The following is a 19428-nucleotide window of genomic DNA, read 5'->3' as shown; positions in this document are numbered from 1 at the left end:
AATACATATAGAGGTCAAGAAAAAACAGCTTCTAAAACTTCAGCCCCCACAGGTTTCTCAAGATAATTTTGGGATAGACCATATGTCCTCGCCTTGGCCATGTCCTCTGGATTAATGGATGATGTCATTATAAAAATATGAGAATGGCTCATATAAGATGGATAGGCCTTAGTAAAGTCCTCAAGAAAAGACCATCCGTCCATAATGGGCATGTTCAAATCGACAAAGATGTGCGAAGGCAACCTATCTCCTTTTTTTGCCCGTTCTTCAAAATCTTCCAAAGCGTCAAGGCCATTTTCAAAAACAGTTAGATTATTTTGTAAACCTATGGCTTTCATTCCTCTTTTTAGTCCAAAAACGGCAATAGCGTCATCGTCGATAATACAGATTTCTAGTAATTCTCTCATATTGGTAACGATTGTATTGTATAGCAATATAAAATCACGTCATTTTCAATAGATAGAAAATGAGACCTGAAGCCAAACCTTTGCTGCACTTGTTCAAGCACATCATTTAAATCTTGAAGCGAAAGCGGTTTAAGACTATAGTTGTATATTACTTCATAATCTTTAAATACGCCGAAGGTTTCCTGAATTGATAAAAGAACTTTTGATAAAGCCCTACCTAACTTGTTCATTTTATAAATACAGGGTCATCATCTTTGATGCAAGTACTCGTTATTTTAATCGTTAAAAATGTGCTACTGTTCTTTAAAATAGAGCCTAAAGGTAGTACCGATGTTCACTTCACTTTCCACTTCGATCTTACCGTTCATGGCTTCTATTTGGTTTCTTGTGATGAAAAGACCGATACCCTTGGCGTCTTTATTGCGATGAAAGGTCTTATACATGCCAAAAAGCTTGTCACCATGCCTATTAAGGTCTATACCAAGGCCGTTATCGGCAAATGTCAATACTACAAAGTTATTCCTTCTTTCTATGCCTATTCTAATTTCAGGGGAACGACCTGGGGAACTGTACTTAATACTATTTGTAAATAAATTTAAGAAAATACTGTCTAAATAGGCAGGAATTGCGAAGACGAACAAGTCTTTCGGGATATCGATATAACAGGTAGTGTTTTTTTCCTGTAACAAGAGACTAAGATTCTTCTCTACACCACTGATTGTTTTTAGTAGATTAACCCGCTTTAACCTTTCAGCGACTCCGACCTTGACTTGTACCACCTCGTTGAGATGTACTACGGTTTCGTTCAAGCTCTCCGAAGCATCGACAAGCATATTCGCCAAACCTTCTTTTTCTTCTTCGTCCTTTTCATCTTTCAAGAATCCTGTAAGCATCGAAAGGTTACTGGAATGCGATCTAAGGTTATGTGATACGATATGGGCAAAGTTCATAAGACTGTCGTTTTGGCTTCGAGTTACCTCGACTAATTCGTTTAGACTTTTTTCGGCTTCTATTCTAGTGTTGATATCTAAAACCTGCGAAATAAAACGGGTCGTCTGGCCGTTCTCGTTGCGTACAGCGGTGACCGTAAGGATGACGTGAACAGGATATCCTTTTTTGTGATAATACCGTTTTTGCATCTGATAACTTTTCCGTTTTCCGGAAATAAGTTCGAAATGCAGTTCTATTTCTTTGTCGACATCCTCTTTATGGGTGATATCCCTATAGGAAAAGGAAAGTAATTCTTCACTGGTATATCCCAAGCTTCTGCAAAGACTATCATTAACACGAACCCACCTACCATCAAGATTCTTGATGGCCATACCGATATTTGAATGTTCAAAGGCTGCATTTAAAGATTCTTCGCTTTGAAGTAGCTCCTTTTGGGTATTCACAAGTTCTGTAATGTCAAAATTGGCTCCTATGATATTCGAAACTTTACCGTGAATATCATATTGAGCTTCTCCAAAAGCCATGATATGAATGATTTCGCCATTCGATTTGATACCCCTGAACTGGGTATTGAACGGTTTTTCACCGGATATGGTTTTTTGAAGTTCATGCCTGACATTGTCGATGTCATCGATATGGATCCTATTGGTCCAACCGTCCATAGCGTTGGCGACATTTCTAGGGATTTGGTACATTTTATACATATTATCATTGCAGACAACACTTTTGTCTTCAAGTCTGTAATCCCAAACTCCAATATTGGCTACTCTGGTAGCGACATTAAGTCGCTCGGAAACTTCCTTGTACTTAAGTTCCGTCTCGATACGTTGTGAAATATCCATTACCTGAGAAATGAAATGGGATAGTTCACCTTCAATATTATTTACTGCGGTTACCGTTAGAATGGCATAGACGATATCCCCATTTTTATGCAAGTACCTTTTTTCAATCTGATAACTTTCCTGTTGCCCCTCAATTACTTTTGCCAAGAGGGCTAAATCTTTATCAAGATCTTCTGGATGTGTAAGATCTTGAAATGTCGTTTGCATAAGTTCGCTCTTGGTATATCCTAAACTTTTACAAAGACTTTGGTTCACTTCGATCCATTGCCCTTGTAACCCTACCAACGCCATACCGATATTTGAATTTTCAAAAGCGCCTTGAAAAGATTCTTCACTCTTTTTGAGTTTCAATTGGGTCGTTTTAAGTTCGGTAATGTCCCAGTTCGTTCCTATTATTTTAAGGGCTTTACCTTCAGAATCACGTTGTATGCTGCCCGCAGCCTTTATGCGGCGAATTTCCCCGTTCGGCCAGATAATCCGAAATTCCGTATTAAATTCTTTCGATCCTGAAATGGCCATTTCGAGCTCTTCCTCAGCACGTTTACGATCATCGGGGTGCAAAGCCGAACACCACGCATCATACTCCTTATTAAAATCATCCTCTTTAATTCCGTAAAGGCGGTACATATGTTCGTCCCAAACCAAATTATTAAGGCTTATGTCGTAGTCCCAAATACCGATGTTCGCTCCTTTGGTAGCAATTTCCAGTCGTTGCGAAACTTTATTATAGGCCAATTCGCGCTTTTTTTTCTTGTCGATATCTTGAAAAGTTCCAAAAAGGCGGACACATTTACCACCTATGAATTCTGCTTCTCCTTTGGCACGTACCCATAATTCTTTTCCTTTGGCGGTGACCAGAATTAGCTCGGTATCCCAAGGGGTACCTTCCGATATTGCTTCGGTAATCAATTCGGTAATGGTGTCTCGATGCTTCCCCTTTTTATAAAAATTGATACCCGTTTCCAAATTGGGTTCAAAATCATGGGCAACTTCATGAATCTCTTTGGTCTGGGGACTCCAATATATTTTGTTGCCGAGCAGATCTACTTCCCAGGAACCGGTTCGAGAAACTTTTTCCGCTTTAAAGAGCAGCTCTTTTTCGATATATTCTGCGGTAACATCTTCGAGCAAAATAGTAACGCCCCCGATGGTGTCCTCTTCGTCTTTCCATGCCTTGATATGCCATTTGAAGTATTGAATTTGACCATCAATGCGTATGAATTTACACGCTTCATTAAATTGGGCTTTTCCGCACAAGGCTTTTTTTAGAGCTTGATTTAGAGCTTCTGGAATTTCAGAAAGCACTTCAAAAAAGTTTTTACCAATCAGTTCGTGATGTCTACCCCCAAATTGTTTAAGCCATTTATCGGAATACCTTAAAAATTTTAAATTTTCATCTAAAATGGCAAGGGCAGAAGGAGAGTCTTTAAGAATGAGGTCGATAGATAATGTTTGCAATTGTAAGTAGTTTTGGTTAGTGTCATAGATTACAATTGTTTTAACAACGTAAGAGTGAGGCTAAAATTGTGGAGTTAAGTTTACTAAAAACCTTTCTGCATAAGTTTGTGTTTCTAAATACCGTGATTTTTTAATCCTTGATTTTTTAAAAAACGATAGTTTTTAAGGTTCACTGTTCGGTGCTTATTTCTCTATGAATTACAAGCTATAAGACTTAAAAATTAACCATAGGTAATATCTATGGGATTTCGGTTCGGTTAACCTCACATTTTTGGTAATTTTATGGGAACACTCTAAAAAACAAAACGTATTATGAATAGCAATGAAAACCCTCAAGGAGAAGCTTGGGATGTAAACGAATCGAGCGCGAAATGCCCGTTTCTTAATGGGGAACTAAACCAAGCTGCGGGTGGCGGCACCACAAACCGTGATTGGTGGCCTAATCAATTAAACCTTAATATTTTAAGACAGCATTCTTCACTTGCTGATCCTATGGATAAAGATTTTGATTATGCAGAGGCCTTTAAGTCTTTAGACTTGCAAGAGGTTAAGAACGATCTTTATGAGTTGATGACAGATTCACAAGATTGGTGGCCTGCCGATTATGGTCACTACGGCCCATTTTTTATCAGAATGGCATGGCATAGTGCTGGAACGTATCGAATTGCGGATGGTAGAGGCGGCGCAGGTTCCGGATCGCAGCGTTTCGCACCATTGAATAGCTGGCCGGATAATGCAAATTTAGATAAGGCCAGACTATTGCTATGGCCCATAAAAAAGAAATATGGAAAGAAGCTTTCTTGGGCTGACTTAATGATTTTGGCAGGCAACTGTGCCCATGAATCCATGGGTTTAAAAATGTTCGGTTTCGCGGGTGGCCGTGAAGATATTTGGCAACCTGAAGAAGATATTTATTGGGGTTCTGAAGGGGAATGGCTTGGTAACCAAGAGCGCTATACAAAAGAAAATCAATTGGAGAATCCTTTGGGGGCTGCCCATATGGGGTTGATTTATGTTAATCCTGAAGGACATAACGCAAATCCTGACCCCGTTGAAGCCGCACATTATATTAGGGAAACTTTTGGTCGTATGGCCATGAACGATTATGAAACTGTTGCACTTATTGCAGGGGGCCATACCTTTGGAAAGACGCACGGTGCTGCAGATCCAACTGAGTATGTGGAAGCGGAGCCTGCGGCAGCTGGAATTACCGAGCAAGGGTTGGGATGGAAAAATAATTTTGGAGATGGAAAAGGAGAGTATACCATCACCAGTGGCCTGGAAGGTGCCTGGACGGATACCCCTACCAAGTGGAGCCATACCTATCTTAAAAACTTATTCGGTTATGAATGGGAATTGACCAAAAGCCCAGGTGGTGCTTGGCAATATAAGCCCAAGGGAGATGCCGGAGCCGGTACGGTACCCGATGCACATAATCCAGAGAAAAAGCATGCTCCTTTCATGCTGGTCACCGATATGTCATTACGAATGGATCCGGATTATGAAAAAATTTCACGGCACTTTTTGGAAAACCCAGACGAGTTTGCCGATGCCTATGCCCGGGCTTGGTTCAAGTTGACCCATCGTGATATGGGACCTGTAGATCGTTACTTGGGTCCAGAGGTACCTAATGAGGAATTGATATGGCAAGATCCTGTACCTGCCGTTGATCATGAGTTGATTGAGGAGTCGGATGCTTTAGAGCTAAAGAAAAGAATTTTGGCTTCAGGGCTATCTGTATCTGAATTGGTCTCTACAGCCTGGGCTTCGGCTTCTACTTTCAGAGGATCCGATAAAAGAGGAGGGGCAAACGGCGCAAGAATACGGTTGGCTCCTCAAAAAGATTGGGAAGTCAACAATCCCGACCAACTGGCAAAGGTTTTAAAGACACTTGAGGGGATTCAGAAAGAATTCAATGATGCACAGTCTGGAGATAAGAAGGTGTCACTGGCGGATTTGATAGTGCTTGCCGGCTCCGCCGCAGTGGAAGAAGCGGCCCAAAATGCAGGTCATCAAGTATCAGTTCCTTTTTCGCCGGGCCGTACCGATGCGACGGCTGAACAGACCGATGCCGAGGCATTCGACGCCTTGGAACCAAGGGCCGATGGCTTTCGAAACTATGTAAAAGGTAACTACGGTGCTTCTGCGGAAGAACTTTTGATAGACAAGGCCCAACTTATGGGATTAACGGCCCCTGAGATGACGGTTTTGATTGGAGGAATGCGTGTGTTGAACACGAATTTTGACGGATCTGATTTAGGCATGTTTACAAGTCGTAAAGGGGTTCTGACCAATGATTTCTTCAACAATCTTTTAGATATGGGAGTTTCTTGGAAGTCTACGTCTGATACTGAAGATGTTTTTGAAGGAACCGACCGTAGAACCGGGGAAGTAAAATGGAATGCGACACGGGTAGATTTGATTTTTGGATCGAATTCAGAACTTCGTGCCATTGCTGAAGTATATGCGTGTGAAGACGGTAAGGAAAAATTTGTGAACGATTTCATAGCGGCTTGGACCAAAGTAATGAACGCGGATCGTTTTGATTTGAAGTAATCTTATAATCTTAATTGATAAAACAAGGCCACAACATCATACCTTGGTTGTTGTGGCCTTTTATATTTTTGTGAAATGAAAGAGACAACTACTTTTTTCGATGCCATACGAAATGGGGATAGTATTAGGGTTTCAAAAATGATTTCCGAAGATCCGACCTTACTTGGTTCTAGAGATCAAAGAGGTTCAACACCTTTGATTTTGGCTACTTATTATGGCCAGGAAGCCATTGTCGACTTGTTATTGAATAGTGGCGCATCCGTCGATGAAAAGGATGCTTCGGGAAATACTGCCTTGATGGGCGTGTGTTTTAAAGGTTTTACGAATCTAGTGGAAAGACTGATCAAGGAAGGAGCTAACGTAAACCGACGAAATACTATGGGGGGTACCTGCCTGATTTATGCGGTTACCTTTAACCATCCGCAAATTGTAAAGGTACTCCTTGAAAACGGTGCCGATATTTCTATAAAAGATAATAGGGGCAACACCGCCTTAGACCATGCGAAGATGAAGGGGGTCGAAGAACTGATAAATTTGTTGAAAAGTTGATACTGAAATGGCTATCAGTCCAGATTTAGAACTTATTAAGCGCATTAAGGCTATTGCGGATACGGGATTGGTTTTCGCCGAGAGTGGTTACGATCTTGAACGCTATGAAGAACTTAAGGAAATCAGTCTGAATTTGCTGGCCTCGATGGCAGATAGGCCCTTGAAAGATATTAGAAATTCATTTCTCCCAGTAACTGAATACCCCACCCCGAAAGTAGATGTACGTGCCTTGGTTTTGAACGAATCACAAGAAATCTTAATGGTAAGGGAAAGTGCGGATGGCAAGTGGACCCTTCCAGGAGGTTGGGCAGACATCGGATACTCACCTGCGGAGTCTGTTCTCAAGGAGGTTAGAGAGGAAACAGGTCTACAATGTAAGGTGATTAGACTTCTCACTTTGTACGACAAACAACGTCATCCTCATCCCCCTCAGCCATTGTACATCTATAAATTGAATTTTCTTTGTGAGATTATTGGGGGACAACTACAGAAGGGATTCGATATGAAAGGCGCAGGCTTTTTCAATATCGATCAATTGCCCGAACTATCTGAAGATAGAATTTTGGCGGGTCAGATAAAGCAGCTTTATCGTATGACCATAGAAAATGATTATAAAGTATATTTTGACTAATTTGTACTATGGACAAAAAGTTACATACGGCACTGGTACAAACGACACTGTACTGGGAAGATCCAGCAAGAAATAGAGCACATTTCGCAAAAAAAATCGATCAAATTTCTATGGATGTCGATTTGATTGTGTTTCCGGAAATGTTTACGACAGGGTTTACAATGGCTCCTTATAATATGGATTCTTCCGAGGGCGAAAAAACTTTGGAGTGGATGCGCAGTAAGTCTCGAGAAAAGAATGTGGCAATGATGGGCAGTATCTCTTTTCATGAGCATGGAAGCTATGCCAACCGACTCTTTTTTGTGCAGCCGAATGGTAAAGTCTCGTGGTATGATAAGCGCCATACATTTACCTTGGCAGGAGAGGACCAGGTATATGTGTCAGGAAAGAAAAAGGTTTTGATCGAATACAAAGGGTTCAATATTTGTCCTATGATTTGTTATGACCTTCGATTTCCAGTTTGGGCTAGAAATACGATCAATTATGACGTGATTGTTTATGTAGCCAATTGGCCCGAGCCTAGAATCCTGGCTTGGGATACATTGCTTAGGGCACGTGCAATCGAAAATATGGCCTATTGTGTCGGGGTTAACCGAATCGGAGAGGATGAGTCCGGACATCGTTATTGTGGGCATTCGGGAATCTACGATACTTTGGGGGCAGAAGTTGCATTTTCCGATAAAGAGGAAATCGTTTATGCCACATTGTCCAAGCAACATATAATGGAGACCCGAAAAAAATTAAGGTTTTTGGACGACCGTGATACTTTTAATCTGCTATTGTGAAAGTTTCTATTTTCTCCCAATTTGCCCTAATTTCTATGCGGTCTGGATAATAGCTAATTCGTTCGGGCTGTCTCTTCTCCAAGTAGTCCCCAGTGTCCCATTTTCCATTACCGTTGCTGTCAAATATGACTCGCACGAGATAAGTGGAAGGTTCGATGTTGTTAAATTCGAAAGCTTGGGGTTCTGTCGCTATGATTTCTTGAAACACTTTTCCTTGTTCATCGGTTAGTTGAACGATGACAGGGTAGGTGGCTTCTTCTAGGTTAAAGGTCAAATTGCCAAAGTCTGCATAGCTTTGGGTCGAAAGTCCATAATCTAAGGTGTCATTGGTTTCACCGAAAAAATCGGTAATAGCTCCTGGTAAAAAATTCATTCGATAGTTTTGATTGGGCTCAATACTGAAATCAAGATCCACCCTGTTCTCTAAAGTGTCTAGCTTTGCCGTATAAGGTATGGCTAGCGAATCTTGGTCGACCATGGTTATTTTAGTAGTGTCAATTTCGGTTAGTGGGGTATTTGCCTCAATATAAAAGGGCTCATTAAAACTGAGAGAACCCCTTTGATTGGGGTTGAGGCGTAATGAGTCTATTCCCACCTTACGACTTTTCACAGTAAACGTATCTACTACTTTTAGGGTTTCGTTCGTTACTTTAAAAACAATGGAGTCCATTTCGAACGGTGTTAGCCAATAATTCAATGAATCTTTATCTCCGTCCCTTAATATTTTGGTTCGTACTGTATCCGGCAAATTGGTAATCGGGGCTATCGATACATCTTTCAATGACCCATAAAACCCAAATATAATTTTGTTTTTTGCAGCAAAACTGGGCACTACGGCACTATAGTTGGGCACTTCCTTAAAAAGTGTCAGCACATAGGTCGAATCAGTGGGCAAGCTGATTGTATCTTGAAGAAACGCAATTTTATCTACGTTTTGGTCAAATACATTGTTTTTGGCTTCATCCTTAAGGGCAAAGAGGGTATAATTTCCTTCCTTTAGATTCCTTAAATTAAAAATAACCGTACTGTCTAGTGTGTTTGTAATATAATTCGGAGGTTTTTTAAAGATGGTCGAGTCGGTGTAAGCCGTATCGATTTCGTAAAGCATAACACTAATAAATTCGTCCGCTTTCTTTTTATATGCATCTCTGACCGCCCCAGATAATTCTAAGGAATCAATATAATCGCCTGTGGAAAAAACATAGGTTAAAAAACTACTAGGGTTTCCTTCATTGTTGTCTTGAACGCTTTGGCCAAAATTCAAGGTATATGTCGTATTTTCCTTAAGGGTGTCCTTGAATTTGAACTCTACATATTTACTTGCTCCACCCTGGGGTTTGATCTCCGGTTGGTATTTTAACGGGGGAGAAACTATAAGCTGATCTTGAATGTCTTGAAGTTTAATGAATTCATCGAAATAAAGCCGGATTCGACTGGCCTTAAAATTGGTGGTCATACTATCCGGTTCGGTTCTTAATAGCGTCGGAGGTGATATATCTTTAGGGCCTCCGGAAGGGCTTCCCCTTCGTGCACAATGCCAAAGTGCATTGACCGCAACGAACAAAAACAAAAATGCCATAAATCGACGAAACATACCCGAAAAATATAAGGCACAAAGAAACAACTAATTTATTCAATTCCATAATTGGGGTACTACGGCCATACTTGCCAAATAGAGGGTGGTTCCCTTAGCTTTAGAGATTGCTTTCGCGCATATTTCCATGGTCGCCCCGGTAGTAATTATATCATCTACCAGAAGAATTTTTTTGTTTTTGATTCTATCGCTATCCATCAAGGTGTAAAGAACTGTATTTCCCTGCCATCTGCCCAAGCGTCCTTTTTTTGTTTGGGTCTTGGTATTTGCCGTTTTGACCAAAATGTCATCTACATATTCGGCATTCAAATGGTAAGCCAGTCTTTCAGCAAAACCGGCAACTTGGTTATATCCTCTTTGTCGTAGTTTTTTTCGGTGCAATGGTACAGGAACGACTATGTCAACGGCCCCATAAAGCTCTCCTGATTCTTTAAGGAGTTGACCGTACCAATCGCCTAAAAAGTTCGAAATACCTTCTTGATTTTTATACTTAAGTTGGTGAATTAAACGTTGTACAGAACTATTTTCACTAAAAAACAGGAAAGAACTGGCTTTTTTTATGTTAATTCTGCCATAAAATATACGGTCAACTGGGTTTTCTTCGTTAAAAGAATAATCGGTGAGGGGCAAATCATTTCGGCAAGTGGTACAAAGGTGGTCCTCTCCTCTAATTAAATGGGCATTACATCCAAAACAGACCTTTGGCACTAAGACCCTATTGATATCATTTAGTATATTTGTTAACTTTTGATTTAACATAATTCAAGTCTCAGTCAGCCTACTTAAACCCCACACGTTCCAATGGACGGTCAAGATACTAAATTCAACTACAAGATAATTTTTGCCGCCCTTGTTGCTGTGATTATTGGTATTCTCATTGCTTTTTATTACAGTTACGCACAATCGAGAAGCCAAATTGCTTTTTTAGAAATGGAAAAGCAAGTACTTGTCGAAGACCTTACGGTAATGAAGGCCGACGTCGATCGTCTTTCTGCGCTCAATGAAGTTTATGAAATCGAATTAGAAAGCTCTAAATATCGGGTACAAGAATTACTCGATTCCATAGGGCGTTTGAATTTCACCGTCGAGAAATTACGGGAATTCAAGTCGGAGTTACGAAGACTTGAAGCCAAGAACGATAGTTTAAAACTGAAGAACAATTTCTTGAGGTATAACAATATGCTTCTTAATGATAAGTATGAGGAGACACGTAAGAAAATTGAAGAATTAAGGGGTAAGAGTAGTTCTTTGGCGGAGGCCGAAGCGTTACAGCGTGAAAAAATCAGAGAGCTTAATAAAGAACTAAAATCCAAAAGCTACCTCACAATGAAAAATATTGAGGGTAGTGGTTTTCGACTGCGCAGCAGTAAACCTATTAAAACGAATAAAGCTTCGATTATCGAAAAATTAAGAGGCTGCGTTACAATTAATGAAGACCTTGCCGAAATGAACACGGAGAAGGTTATTTATTTTCAGTTTTTAGGACCGGACATGCACGTTATTGAAGATAATGCCAATACGATAAGCGTCAATGGCAACGTTTACAGCAAGCGTGTAGAGTTTTTATTTTCAGGGGAAGAGACCAATGTTTGTGATTTCATTACCATTCCCCAAGGTTCGCTGCCAGAAGGCACGTACAGGCTTAATGTTTTTGAAAATCAAAAATTAATCTCTTCGGCAGAATTTCTTCTAAAATAAATTTTCTGTCAGTCTATTAAAAATTCTATTTTTGCCGAATGGCAAAACAAGATGACGATTTTAGGAAAGTAATTTCCCATGCAAAGGAATACGGGTATGTGTTTCAGTCTAGCGAGATATACGATGGATTGAGCGCTGTATACGACTACGCCCAAAACGGGGCCGAACTCAAGAAGAATATTCGAGATTACTGGTGGAGTGCTATGGTGCAGCTCAATGAGAATATAGTAGGTATCGATGCAGCTATCTTTATGCATCCGACCACTTGGAAAGCTTCCGGGCACGTTGATGCCTTCAACGACCCCCTCATAGACAATAAAGACTCAAAAAAAAGATATCGAGCGGACGTTCTGGTGGAAGATTACGTCGCCAAAATAGAGGCTAAAATCGAGAAGGAAGTCGCTAAGGCGGCGAAGCGCTTCGGTGATGCATTCGATAAAGAACAGTTTTTATCTACCAATCAGCGGGTCGTCGAATATCAAGAGCAGGCAAAAACGATACTTGAGCGATTGGGAAAGTCGCTTGAAAAGGAAGATTTAGCCGATGTCAAAAAATTAATTGAAGAACTCGATATAGCGTGCCCCATGTCGGGCTCAAAAAATTGGACCGAGGTCAAGCAATTCAATCTTATGTTCGGCACCAAATTAGGGGCCTCGGCCGATAGTGCAATGGACCTCTATTTAAGACCTGAAACCGCCCAAGGTATTTTTGTCAATTTTTTAAATGTACAAAAGACCGGGCGAATGAAAATACCTTTCGGAATTGCCCAAACGGGCAAAGCATTCAGAAATGAAATCGTCGCACGTCAGTTCATCTTTAGAATGCGGGAATTCGAACAGATGGAAATGCAGTTTTTTATCAAACCGGGTACGCAACAAGAATGGTATGAAAAATGGAAGGAAACCCGCATGAAATGGCACCTATCATTAGGAATGGGATCGGAAAACTATCGTTTTCACGACCACCAGAAATTGGCGCACTATGCCGATGCCGCTGCCGACATAGAGTTTCGCTTTCCATTTGGTTTTAAAGAACTTGAAGGTATACATTCACGTACGGACTTTGACCTTGGCAGCCATGAAAAATATTCGGGCAAAAAGTTGCAGTATTTTGACCCTGAAACTCGTGAGAGCTATGTGCCTTACGTTATAGAAACCTCCATCGGACTCGATAGAATGTTCTTGTCCGTATTCTCGAATGCCCTTCAGGAAGAAGAACTCGAAAATGGAACATTTAGAACGGTGTTAAGACTTCCTGCGGTCTTGGCTCCAACTAAGGCGGCTGTTTTTCCTTTGGTGAAAAAGGACGGTCTTCCTGAAATTGCCCGGAATATTATTGATGACTTAAAATGGGATTTCAATGTGCTCTATGATGAGAAGGATGCGGTGGGTCGTCGCTATCGGAGACAGGATGCCAACGGAACACCATTCTGTATCACGGTAGACCACCAAACCGTGGAAGATCACACCGTGACCATACGCCATAGGGATTCCATGGAACAGAAAAGGGTTGACATTTCCGAACTTCGAGGTATTATTCACGCTGAGGTCGACATGAAGACTTGGTTGCAGAGAATGTATTATGTATCGGAAAATTAGTTAAAGGTCTTCGGATAGCATTCTTCAAAGGCCGCTCTTAATTTTTGGAATAGCAAAGCCATTTCACTTTCGGTGTAAGCGGCGAACCCAAACCTTATTCCGTTATGTCCCGTATGTGCCATATCGTAGCGCTGCCAGTCTCCAATAATCAAGCCTTTATTCGCACAGGCACGGGATAGCGTGTCCCAACTGTAGGCCTTATCTAAAAGAGCCCATACCGCCATGCCGCCTTTTGGGATTTCGAAGGTTATGATATCTCCCATATTTTGCTCCAATAAACTGCAGAACATATTTCGCCTATGGTGGTAGACTTTAAGTACTTTTTTTATATGACGGTCGAGGTCTCCGTTTTGAATAAAACGGGCAAAGGCCTTTTCCAACAGCGCATCGCCTTGTCTATCGATAAACCTACGAAGTTTGGCACATTGGTTTACGAAGTCTTTGGGTGCTATTAAATATCCGATGCGGTAAACGGGTGCTACCGTTTTACAGACAGAACCGATATAGATGACATTTCCGTTTCCGTCGTGGCTGGCCAGTGGAAGGATGGGAGCATGGTCATAATGGAAATCATAGTCGTAGTCATCTTCTATAATGGCAAAACCGTAGGTCTGGGCCAAATTCAAAAGGTGTAATCTTCGTTGGGCGCTGAGTGTCACCGTGGTAGGGTGATGATGGTGCGAAGTGATATATACCGCCTTAATGGCATATTCTCTACATAGCTTTTCTACTACTGCGGTAGACAGGCCATCGTTATCTACCGGAACTCTCAAAAGTTTGGCACCGACGTACTGAAAAGTAAGATCAGCGGCAATATAATTGGTTTCACCGACAAGCACATATTCTTTTGGCGTAAAGAGAACCCTTGAAGCCAAGTATAAGGCCATTTGGCTTCCTCGGTTGATGAGTATTTGGTCGGTACCGATATGAAGCCCTCTAGTTTGATTCAAATACTGCGCTAACATTTCCCGAAGTTGATAATTACCATAGGTGCTTCCATATCCTAAATCGAACACACTTTTTCTTTCATAGGCAAGACTTCGATATTCTTTGGCAATTTGGGGCATTGGGGTGAGTCGCACATCGGAGACCCCATCGTTTAAATAGAGGTGGCCGGACTTTTTCTCAGGGGGAGGGCGTTCTAACCTGATATCTTTTTGAAATGAAAATCCAGATGCTTGCAAACGAGGTTTTGACGTGCTTCCAGATATAGGACGCTGCTGTAGTAGTGGGAGGTTTTTATGAACGAACATCCCTTTTTTGGGAATTCCAATTATCCAACCTTGAAGCAAAAGTTCTTCATAAGCCCCGATTACGGTCTTTCGATGCACTCCTAATAATTCGGCCATGGTACGACTACCGGGTAATTTGGCGCCGGGAAGCAGTACCCGCCTTTTTATTAATTGTACCAGTTGATTCGAAATTTGCAGATATAGAGGAGACTGGCTATTTCTGTCTAGTACAATACTGGTCTTGTAGGGAATCATAACTGGACTACTTAATAACTCATTTCTGGACCTTTTGAACCACCCATAAATCTATTACATTTGATTTTATAAATCGAATTTCGATGCGAGAATTTGAAAAACAAGAGATAAATACGGTGCGTAGAGGCGGTAAAAGGGCCCAATACGATATCGAAACGATCAATACTATTTTAGATGTCGGATTCGTGGGTTATATCGCTTATGTATTTGAAGGTACGGCCATTTCGATTCCAATGGCATATGGACGTTCAGATAACCAGCTATATTTTCACGGTTCCCTCAAAAATCGAATGCTGAACTCACTTTTGGAAAGTAGTAAAATAAGCATGACCGTGATGCATCTAGACGCCTTGGTACTGGCACGGTCCGGACTACATCATTCGGTAAATTACCGGTCAGCTACGGTATTCGGTAGTGTGGCTAAAGTCGTCAATACGTCTGAAAAGGAAATGGCCTTAAAGTGTATTGTTGATCATATGATCGACGGACGTTGGGAAAGTCTTCGGCCCATGCTGCCCAAAGAGCTCGATGCTACCCTTGTTTTGAAAATGAAAATAGAAACCGCTTCGGCAAAAATTAGGGATGTAGGGGTTCAAGATGAAAAAGCCGATATGACCCTTCCGATTTGGGCGGGTCTTGTTCCTTTAAAACAATTTGCAGAAAAACCGATCAGCGATGACCTGCTTCCACCAGGCACAAAGGTTCCCGAACATGTAAATGCGTACTATGAGAACAATAAATCTAACTTGGGTATTTGATGGTCATATGATACTACTCGGTAGATGCGTATCTATATAACTTCAAAGGAGTATTGGCCCAATGAGGTTTGCGAGTAGCTAAAGACGGTATCCCAATCTTAAACTGCCATAGTAGTTTCTAGGATTACCCGGATAGTAATATCGGGGTTCGCCTCCGAAACTTCCGGCATTGATGAGCACTGATTCGGCATAGGATTCATTAGCGATGTTATTGATACCAAAATCGGCCCCTAGAGTAAATTTATCCGTTAATTTCTTTTGATAGCCTAAGCGTGTGGTGAAGACCGTAAAAGCTTCGCTCGATAAGGTATTACTATCTGTTAAAGGTATTTCCGATACATGCCTATGGGAAATGTTCCAGTAAAAGTTATTAAAGATCCGTAGCTGTACACCTGCAGTTCTACGTTGCTTGGGAACGCCGGTAAGTGGATTCCCTGAATAGCTTTCTCCTTCATCTACGAAGTCTATGAATTTATGATCGTTGAGCGTATAGCTCAAAAAGGGGGATAATTGAAAATTAGGATTAATATCCCATAGGTAATCAATAGTCAGTTCAATGCCTCGATGTTTGGTTTTACCTGCATTTTTACCAATAAATTGATCTTCGGCGACTCGCTCCGCTACCAACAGATTGCGTACATCCATTTGGTAGGCCACAAGAGTGATATGAAGTCGGCGTTGATCGAAATACATTTCAGTTCCCAATTCATAGTTCGTCCCCGTTTCTTGGGCTATATCAGGGTTGATGACCCCATCGGGGGTCAGCGTTTGTTCTACGGTAGGATTTGAGTATCCGCGACTCACATTGCCCACAAGGCGTATTTCTTCAGAAAGTTCATAGGCTAGGTTGAGGCTCGGTAAGAGTATGGCCTTAAAAGTACGGTCGGCACTTTTATTATTGATACCCGTATTGAACAGATCTTGAAAATCGTATTGTGTTTTATTGATGGTGAGGCCCAGTTGCACCTCAAAAGCTTCGGTAATCGGTAACAACAAAGTACCAAAGGTGTTTACCTGACTTCTCGATTCACTATTGTCGGCAAACTCATTTCCTTGTAAACTTCCATTTTCCGGTTGCTGAAGCGTTTCGAACAATGACCAATTATAGTGATCTTTATACCATTCGAAACCGGCGGTATACTTAGCCGAACGATTTAGAAAGTCAAAATTTCTTATAAAACGAGATCTGATCCCGTAACCATTTGTAAACTCATCAAGAAAGCCCAAAGGTCGAGGGCGTTGTTCAAAATGGTCTAAGTAGGTATAAAATATGCTAGTTGAATTTTCAAGTTTTTTCCCAAAGTTATGTCTGTAATTAATGCCCAGAATGGTGTATTTGTTAGACTCATATCCCTCAACCCCTGCCCAGTTCGCTGCGGCCTGTTTTGGGTTTTCCGTAAAAGCGGTTATCCCTAGGGAACTAGCTATATGTGCCTTATAATCAACATGGTTCACTAAGAGTCCGATACGGTTGTTCTGGTTTATCATATAGGTGGCATTGAGCAATAGACCATCACGGTTAAAATCACTGTTCTCACGATATCCATCGGTTTCGAGATGGCCATATTGAACACCCACTCTCACTTTTCCATCAAAATGGTTGAAGGAAAGGTTGTTTTTAAGTAGGCCGAACGAACCGACGGTAAAATTATTGGAAAGATTGGTAGATACCCCGAGGGCTTCTTTGGGAGTCAAAATAATTGCACCGCCCAAGTTCGCCCCAAAAGCGGAGCCTTTCGGACCTTTAATGACCTCAATCTGGCTTATGTTTTCCAAATCAAAGGCCTCTATGGTAGAAAAGCCAGAACCATCGGTCACGGGAATATCGTTATAATAAAGTCTTAGCTTATCCGTGCCGAACGCCGTACGCGAACCTATTCCGCGTATGGTAATGCGATTGGTATTAAGTGCACCCGACAGTACATATACCCCAGGAATTTGATTAATGGCAGAGACCATTTCGACAGGACTGTAATTTTGGAAGACTTTTGCCGCGATTACATCCGATTTGGTGATGCCCGTCGCATTTTTGGTTTTAAGGGCATCAAGCAAAATGACCTCATCGAGCTGGGTAATGCTATCATTTTTGACGGAATCTTGATCTTGGGCACGGCATAGTAAGCACGAGCATAGAAACAATAAAAAAAGGGGTCTCATAATACATAAAATGAGGCGCTAAAATAAGATTTATAATCGAAACCCATAGGATTATCAGGAGGGGAAGCCCCAGGAATTTTAAACCTCCTTAAATTAGTTTTACCTTGATTGTACATGATAATGTGGTAGGCCGGCCCTGACGATAGCCCTGTTAAATAAAATCTATACCAAAGCCAAGCTTTACATAAGTGCTTTTTAAATGAAAACAGGTTTGGCCAGATGTCTGAAGCATGAAGCTTTGCTAAATCTTGGTTAACCCCTTTTAGGTCCTATCGCAAGCTAACCCTTAAAATCAACGTTTGGATCATCACCAGGAGATTGTGCTAATTTTAAGTCATTTTGTATTCCAAATTTGCCAAATGCCCAGAACAATTCTTTATTTTCGGGCCAAAATCAGCCCAGATGAAAATAGTTTCCTATAATGTTAACGGCATACGTGCCGCCCTTAAAAAAGGATTTATAGAATGGTTGCAAACGGTCGATCCAGATGTAGTTTGTTTGCAGGAAATAAAGGCGATGAGCGCGCAATTGAACCTCTCTGTCTTTGAAAAGGCCGGTTACACGCATAACTATTGGTTCAGTGCTCAAAAAAAAGGATATAGTGGTGTCGCCATACTCTCTAAAACGCAACCAGATCATATAGAGGTTGGTACGGGCATCGACTATATGGATTTTGAAGGGAGGAATCTAAGGGCCGACTATGGCGATCTTTCCATAATGAGCTTATACCTGCCGTCTGGTACTAATTTGGCACGCTTGGAACATAAGCTCACTTATATGGCAGATTTTCAAAAATATACTGACCAATTACGCAAAACACATCCGAATCTTGTTGTTCTGGGCGATTATAATATATGCCACAAGGCTATAGATATTCATGACCCCGTACGGAATAAAAATGTTTCCGGCTTTCTTCCGATAGAACGTGAATGGATCGGCAATTTTATAGACAGCGGGTTCATCGATAGTTTTCGATTATTTAATGAAGAGCCTCATAACTACACTTGGTGGAGCTATCGAGCAAATGCCAGAAATAATAATAAGGGATGGCGCCTTGATTATGGCATGGTGGCCGAGCCCTTAAAAGATCGTTTGAAACGCTCGGTAATCCTTTCCGAAGCGAAGCATAGTGACCATTGCCCTATTTTGTTGGAAATCGATGCCTAACTTTATAACACATTAAAAGGCCTTCTCTAAAATCGTGAAGGCCTTTATTCTCTTCTTTTGCACTAATCGAAATTTGTTCTGCCCGTTCCTACATAACCAGTATAGTAGTAATCCCATCCGGTGGAAGTAGTATTGTCCAACCATATTTCGGGGTTTGAAAGAACGCGGGAGTTGCCCGTGGCGCTTGAAAACTGTTTGTACCCCCATACCCGTATATCAAAATATTTTATGTGCCACCCATCAGTACCTTGAAGGGCCGCAGTGGCGCTTTTGGCCTCCAACCAACTTATCGAAGAAGCATGTGCCCCAAAATAATAGAAGTCCCAAGCCCCGTTTTGTCGGTCGTCTCCTGCATTGTTCAATCGAGCCCAGGGTAGGTTTAAAGAGCCTTTATCGGTCAAGAAATTGAACCGGGCCCAAACATTGCCGTCGGTTTGGCTATGTGCGATATTGCTGGTTCTTGTCCACACTTCGAACTTAATATAACTTGCTCTTTGGGTCAGTGAATTTTCTTTTTCGAATCTATTGATTGCCTCATGAAAGAGGGCCCCTGCTTCTTCTTTACTCATAGACGCATCGTAACGTTTGTGTAGTAAAGGAACCAGGATTTCAGAGGTTGTCTCGATTATGGAATCGGCGTGGTCCGTTTTGCTCAGAAAACCTTCTTCTTGATTTTTCTCGATATATTCTTCCGGCTCATATTCCGATTTTTCGCAGGATACGGTAAGAACGACACATGCGAAAATGAATACCAAGCTTATGTACGAATTTATTTTTTTCATTTTCTAAA

15 protein-coding genes are annotated in these 19428 nt (G+C 41.3%); 8 read left to right on the top strand and 7 right to left on the bottom strand.

The window, feature by feature from the left end:
- Window positions 1-14: 14 nt before the first annotated feature.
- Together F2B13_RS11595 and F2B13_RS11590 are read right to left on the bottom strand one after the other, a co-directional pair.
- Window positions 15-407 carry a response regulator gene (locus F2B13_RS11595; protein WP_149304269.1) on the bottom strand — a complete coding sequence of 131 codons (393 nt, stop codon included), beginning with the start codon at window positions 405-407 and terminating at the stop codon, window positions 15-17.
- Window positions 408-700: 293 nt separating this feature from the next.
- Window positions 701-3658, bottom strand: a complete 2958-nt coding sequence (locus F2B13_RS11590) for a PAS domain S-box protein (protein WP_149304268.1) — start codon at window positions 3656-3658, stop codon at window positions 701-703.
- Window positions 3659-3970: 312 nt separating this feature from the next.
- On the opposite strand from F2B13_RS11590, the gene katG reads away from it, so the two are divergent.
- The 4 genes from katG to F2B13_RS11570 all read left to right on the top strand — a co-directional run bounded on the left by katG (window position 3971) and on the right by F2B13_RS11570 (window position 8179).
- Window positions 3971-6214 carry a catalase/peroxidase HPI gene (gene katG / locus F2B13_RS11585; protein WP_149304267.1) on the top strand — a complete coding sequence of 748 codons (2244 nt, stop codon included), beginning with the start codon at window positions 3971-3973 and terminating at the stop codon, window positions 6212-6214.
- A 75-nt stretch (window positions 6215-6289) separates the two neighbouring features.
- On the top strand, window positions 6290-6763 hold the full coding sequence (locus tag F2B13_RS11580; protein WP_149273187.1) for an ankyrin repeat domain-containing protein: 474 nt from the start codon (window positions 6290-6292) through the stop codon (window positions 6761-6763).
- A gap of 7 nt (window positions 6764-6770) precedes the next feature.
- Window positions 6771-7394, top strand: a complete 624-nt coding sequence (locus F2B13_RS11575) for an NUDIX hydrolase (protein ID WP_149273185.1) — start codon at window positions 6771-6773, stop codon at window positions 7392-7394.
- 8 nt (window positions 7395-7402) lie between these two features.
- A complete protein-coding gene (locus F2B13_RS11570) occupies window positions 7403-8179 on the top strand; it encodes an amidohydrolase (protein ID WP_149304266.1) in 777 nt (258 codons plus the stop codon).
- Here the strand turns inward: F2B13_RS11570 and F2B13_RS11565 are convergent.
- A complete protein-coding gene (locus F2B13_RS11565) occupies window positions 8163-9758 on the bottom strand; it encodes an Ig-like domain-containing protein (RefSeq protein WP_232625224.1) in 1596 nt (531 codons plus the stop codon). The two genes, F2B13_RS11570 and F2B13_RS11565, sit on opposite strands and share 17 nt — an antisense overlap.
- A 54-nt stretch (window positions 9759-9812) precedes the next feature.
- Complete coding sequence (locus F2B13_RS11560; RefSeq protein WP_149304264.1) at window positions 9813-10532, bottom strand: ComF family protein; 720 nt, start codon at window positions 10530-10532, stop codon at window positions 9813-9815.
- Window positions 10533-10574: 42 nt separating this feature from the next.
- On the opposite strand from F2B13_RS11560, the gene F2B13_RS11555 reads away from it, so the two are divergent.
- Window positions 10575-11471: a hypothetical protein gene (locus F2B13_RS11555; RefSeq protein ID WP_149273176.1), complete on the top strand. Its 897-nt coding sequence runs from the start codon at window positions 10575-10577 to the stop codon at window positions 11469-11471.
- Between the two features lie 38 nt (window positions 11472-11509).
- The gene (locus tag F2B13_RS11550) at window positions 11510-13069 is read left to right on the top strand and encodes a glycine--tRNA ligase (protein ID WP_149304263.1); all 1560 of its coding nucleotides are present in this window, start codon (window positions 11510-11512) and stop codon (window positions 13067-13069) included.
- On the opposite strand, the gene F2B13_RS11545 is transcribed toward F2B13_RS11550, so the two are convergent.
- Window positions 13066-14556 (bottom strand): aminotransferase-like domain-containing protein, encoded by a 1491-nt coding sequence (locus F2B13_RS11545; RefSeq protein WP_149304262.1) that lies wholly within the window; start codon window positions 14554-14556, stop codon window positions 13066-13068. The genes F2B13_RS11550 and F2B13_RS11545 overlap by 4 nt on opposite strands.
- Window positions 14557-14639: 83 nt before the next feature.
- Here F2B13_RS11545 and F2B13_RS11540 point away from each other — a divergent pair, with 83 nt between their 5' ends.
- Entirely contained in the window at window positions 14640-15314 is a 675-nt protein-coding gene (locus F2B13_RS11540; protein WP_149304261.1) for a pyridoxamine 5'-phosphate oxidase family protein, read from the top strand.
- A 78-nt stretch (window positions 15315-15392) separates the two neighbouring features.
- Here the strand turns inward: F2B13_RS11540 and F2B13_RS11535 are convergent, their stop codons facing one another.
- The gene (locus F2B13_RS11535) at window positions 15393-17471 is read right to left on the bottom strand and encodes a TonB-dependent receptor family protein (RefSeq protein ID WP_149304260.1); all 2079 of its coding nucleotides are present in this window, start codon (window positions 17469-17471) and stop codon (window positions 15393-15395) included.
- Between the two features lie 402 nt (window positions 17472-17873).
- Here F2B13_RS11535 and F2B13_RS11530 point away from each other — a divergent pair, with 402 nt between their 5' ends.
- Window positions 17874-18638 (top strand): exodeoxyribonuclease III, encoded by a 765-nt coding sequence (locus F2B13_RS11530; protein ID WP_149304259.1) that lies wholly within the window; start codon window positions 17874-17876, stop codon window positions 18636-18638.
- 62 nt (window positions 18639-18700) lie between these two features.
- Here F2B13_RS11530 and F2B13_RS11525 read toward each other — a convergent pair whose 3' ends face one another.
- The gene (locus F2B13_RS11525) at window positions 18701-19420 is read right to left on the bottom strand and encodes a hypothetical protein (RefSeq protein ID WP_149304258.1); all 720 of its coding nucleotides are present in this window, start codon (window positions 19418-19420) and stop codon (window positions 18701-18703) included.
- Between the last annotated feature and the right edge of the window lie 8 nt (window positions 19421-19428).

Source organism: Pareuzebyella sediminis (assembly GCF_008367235.1).
Taxonomy (GTDB): Bacteria; Bacteroidota; Bacteroidia; order Flavobacteriales; family Flavobacteriaceae; genus Pareuzebyella; species Pareuzebyella sediminis.
Note: the sequence above shows the minus strand (reverse complement) of the source record. Positions and strands in the feature narration are given on the sequence as shown.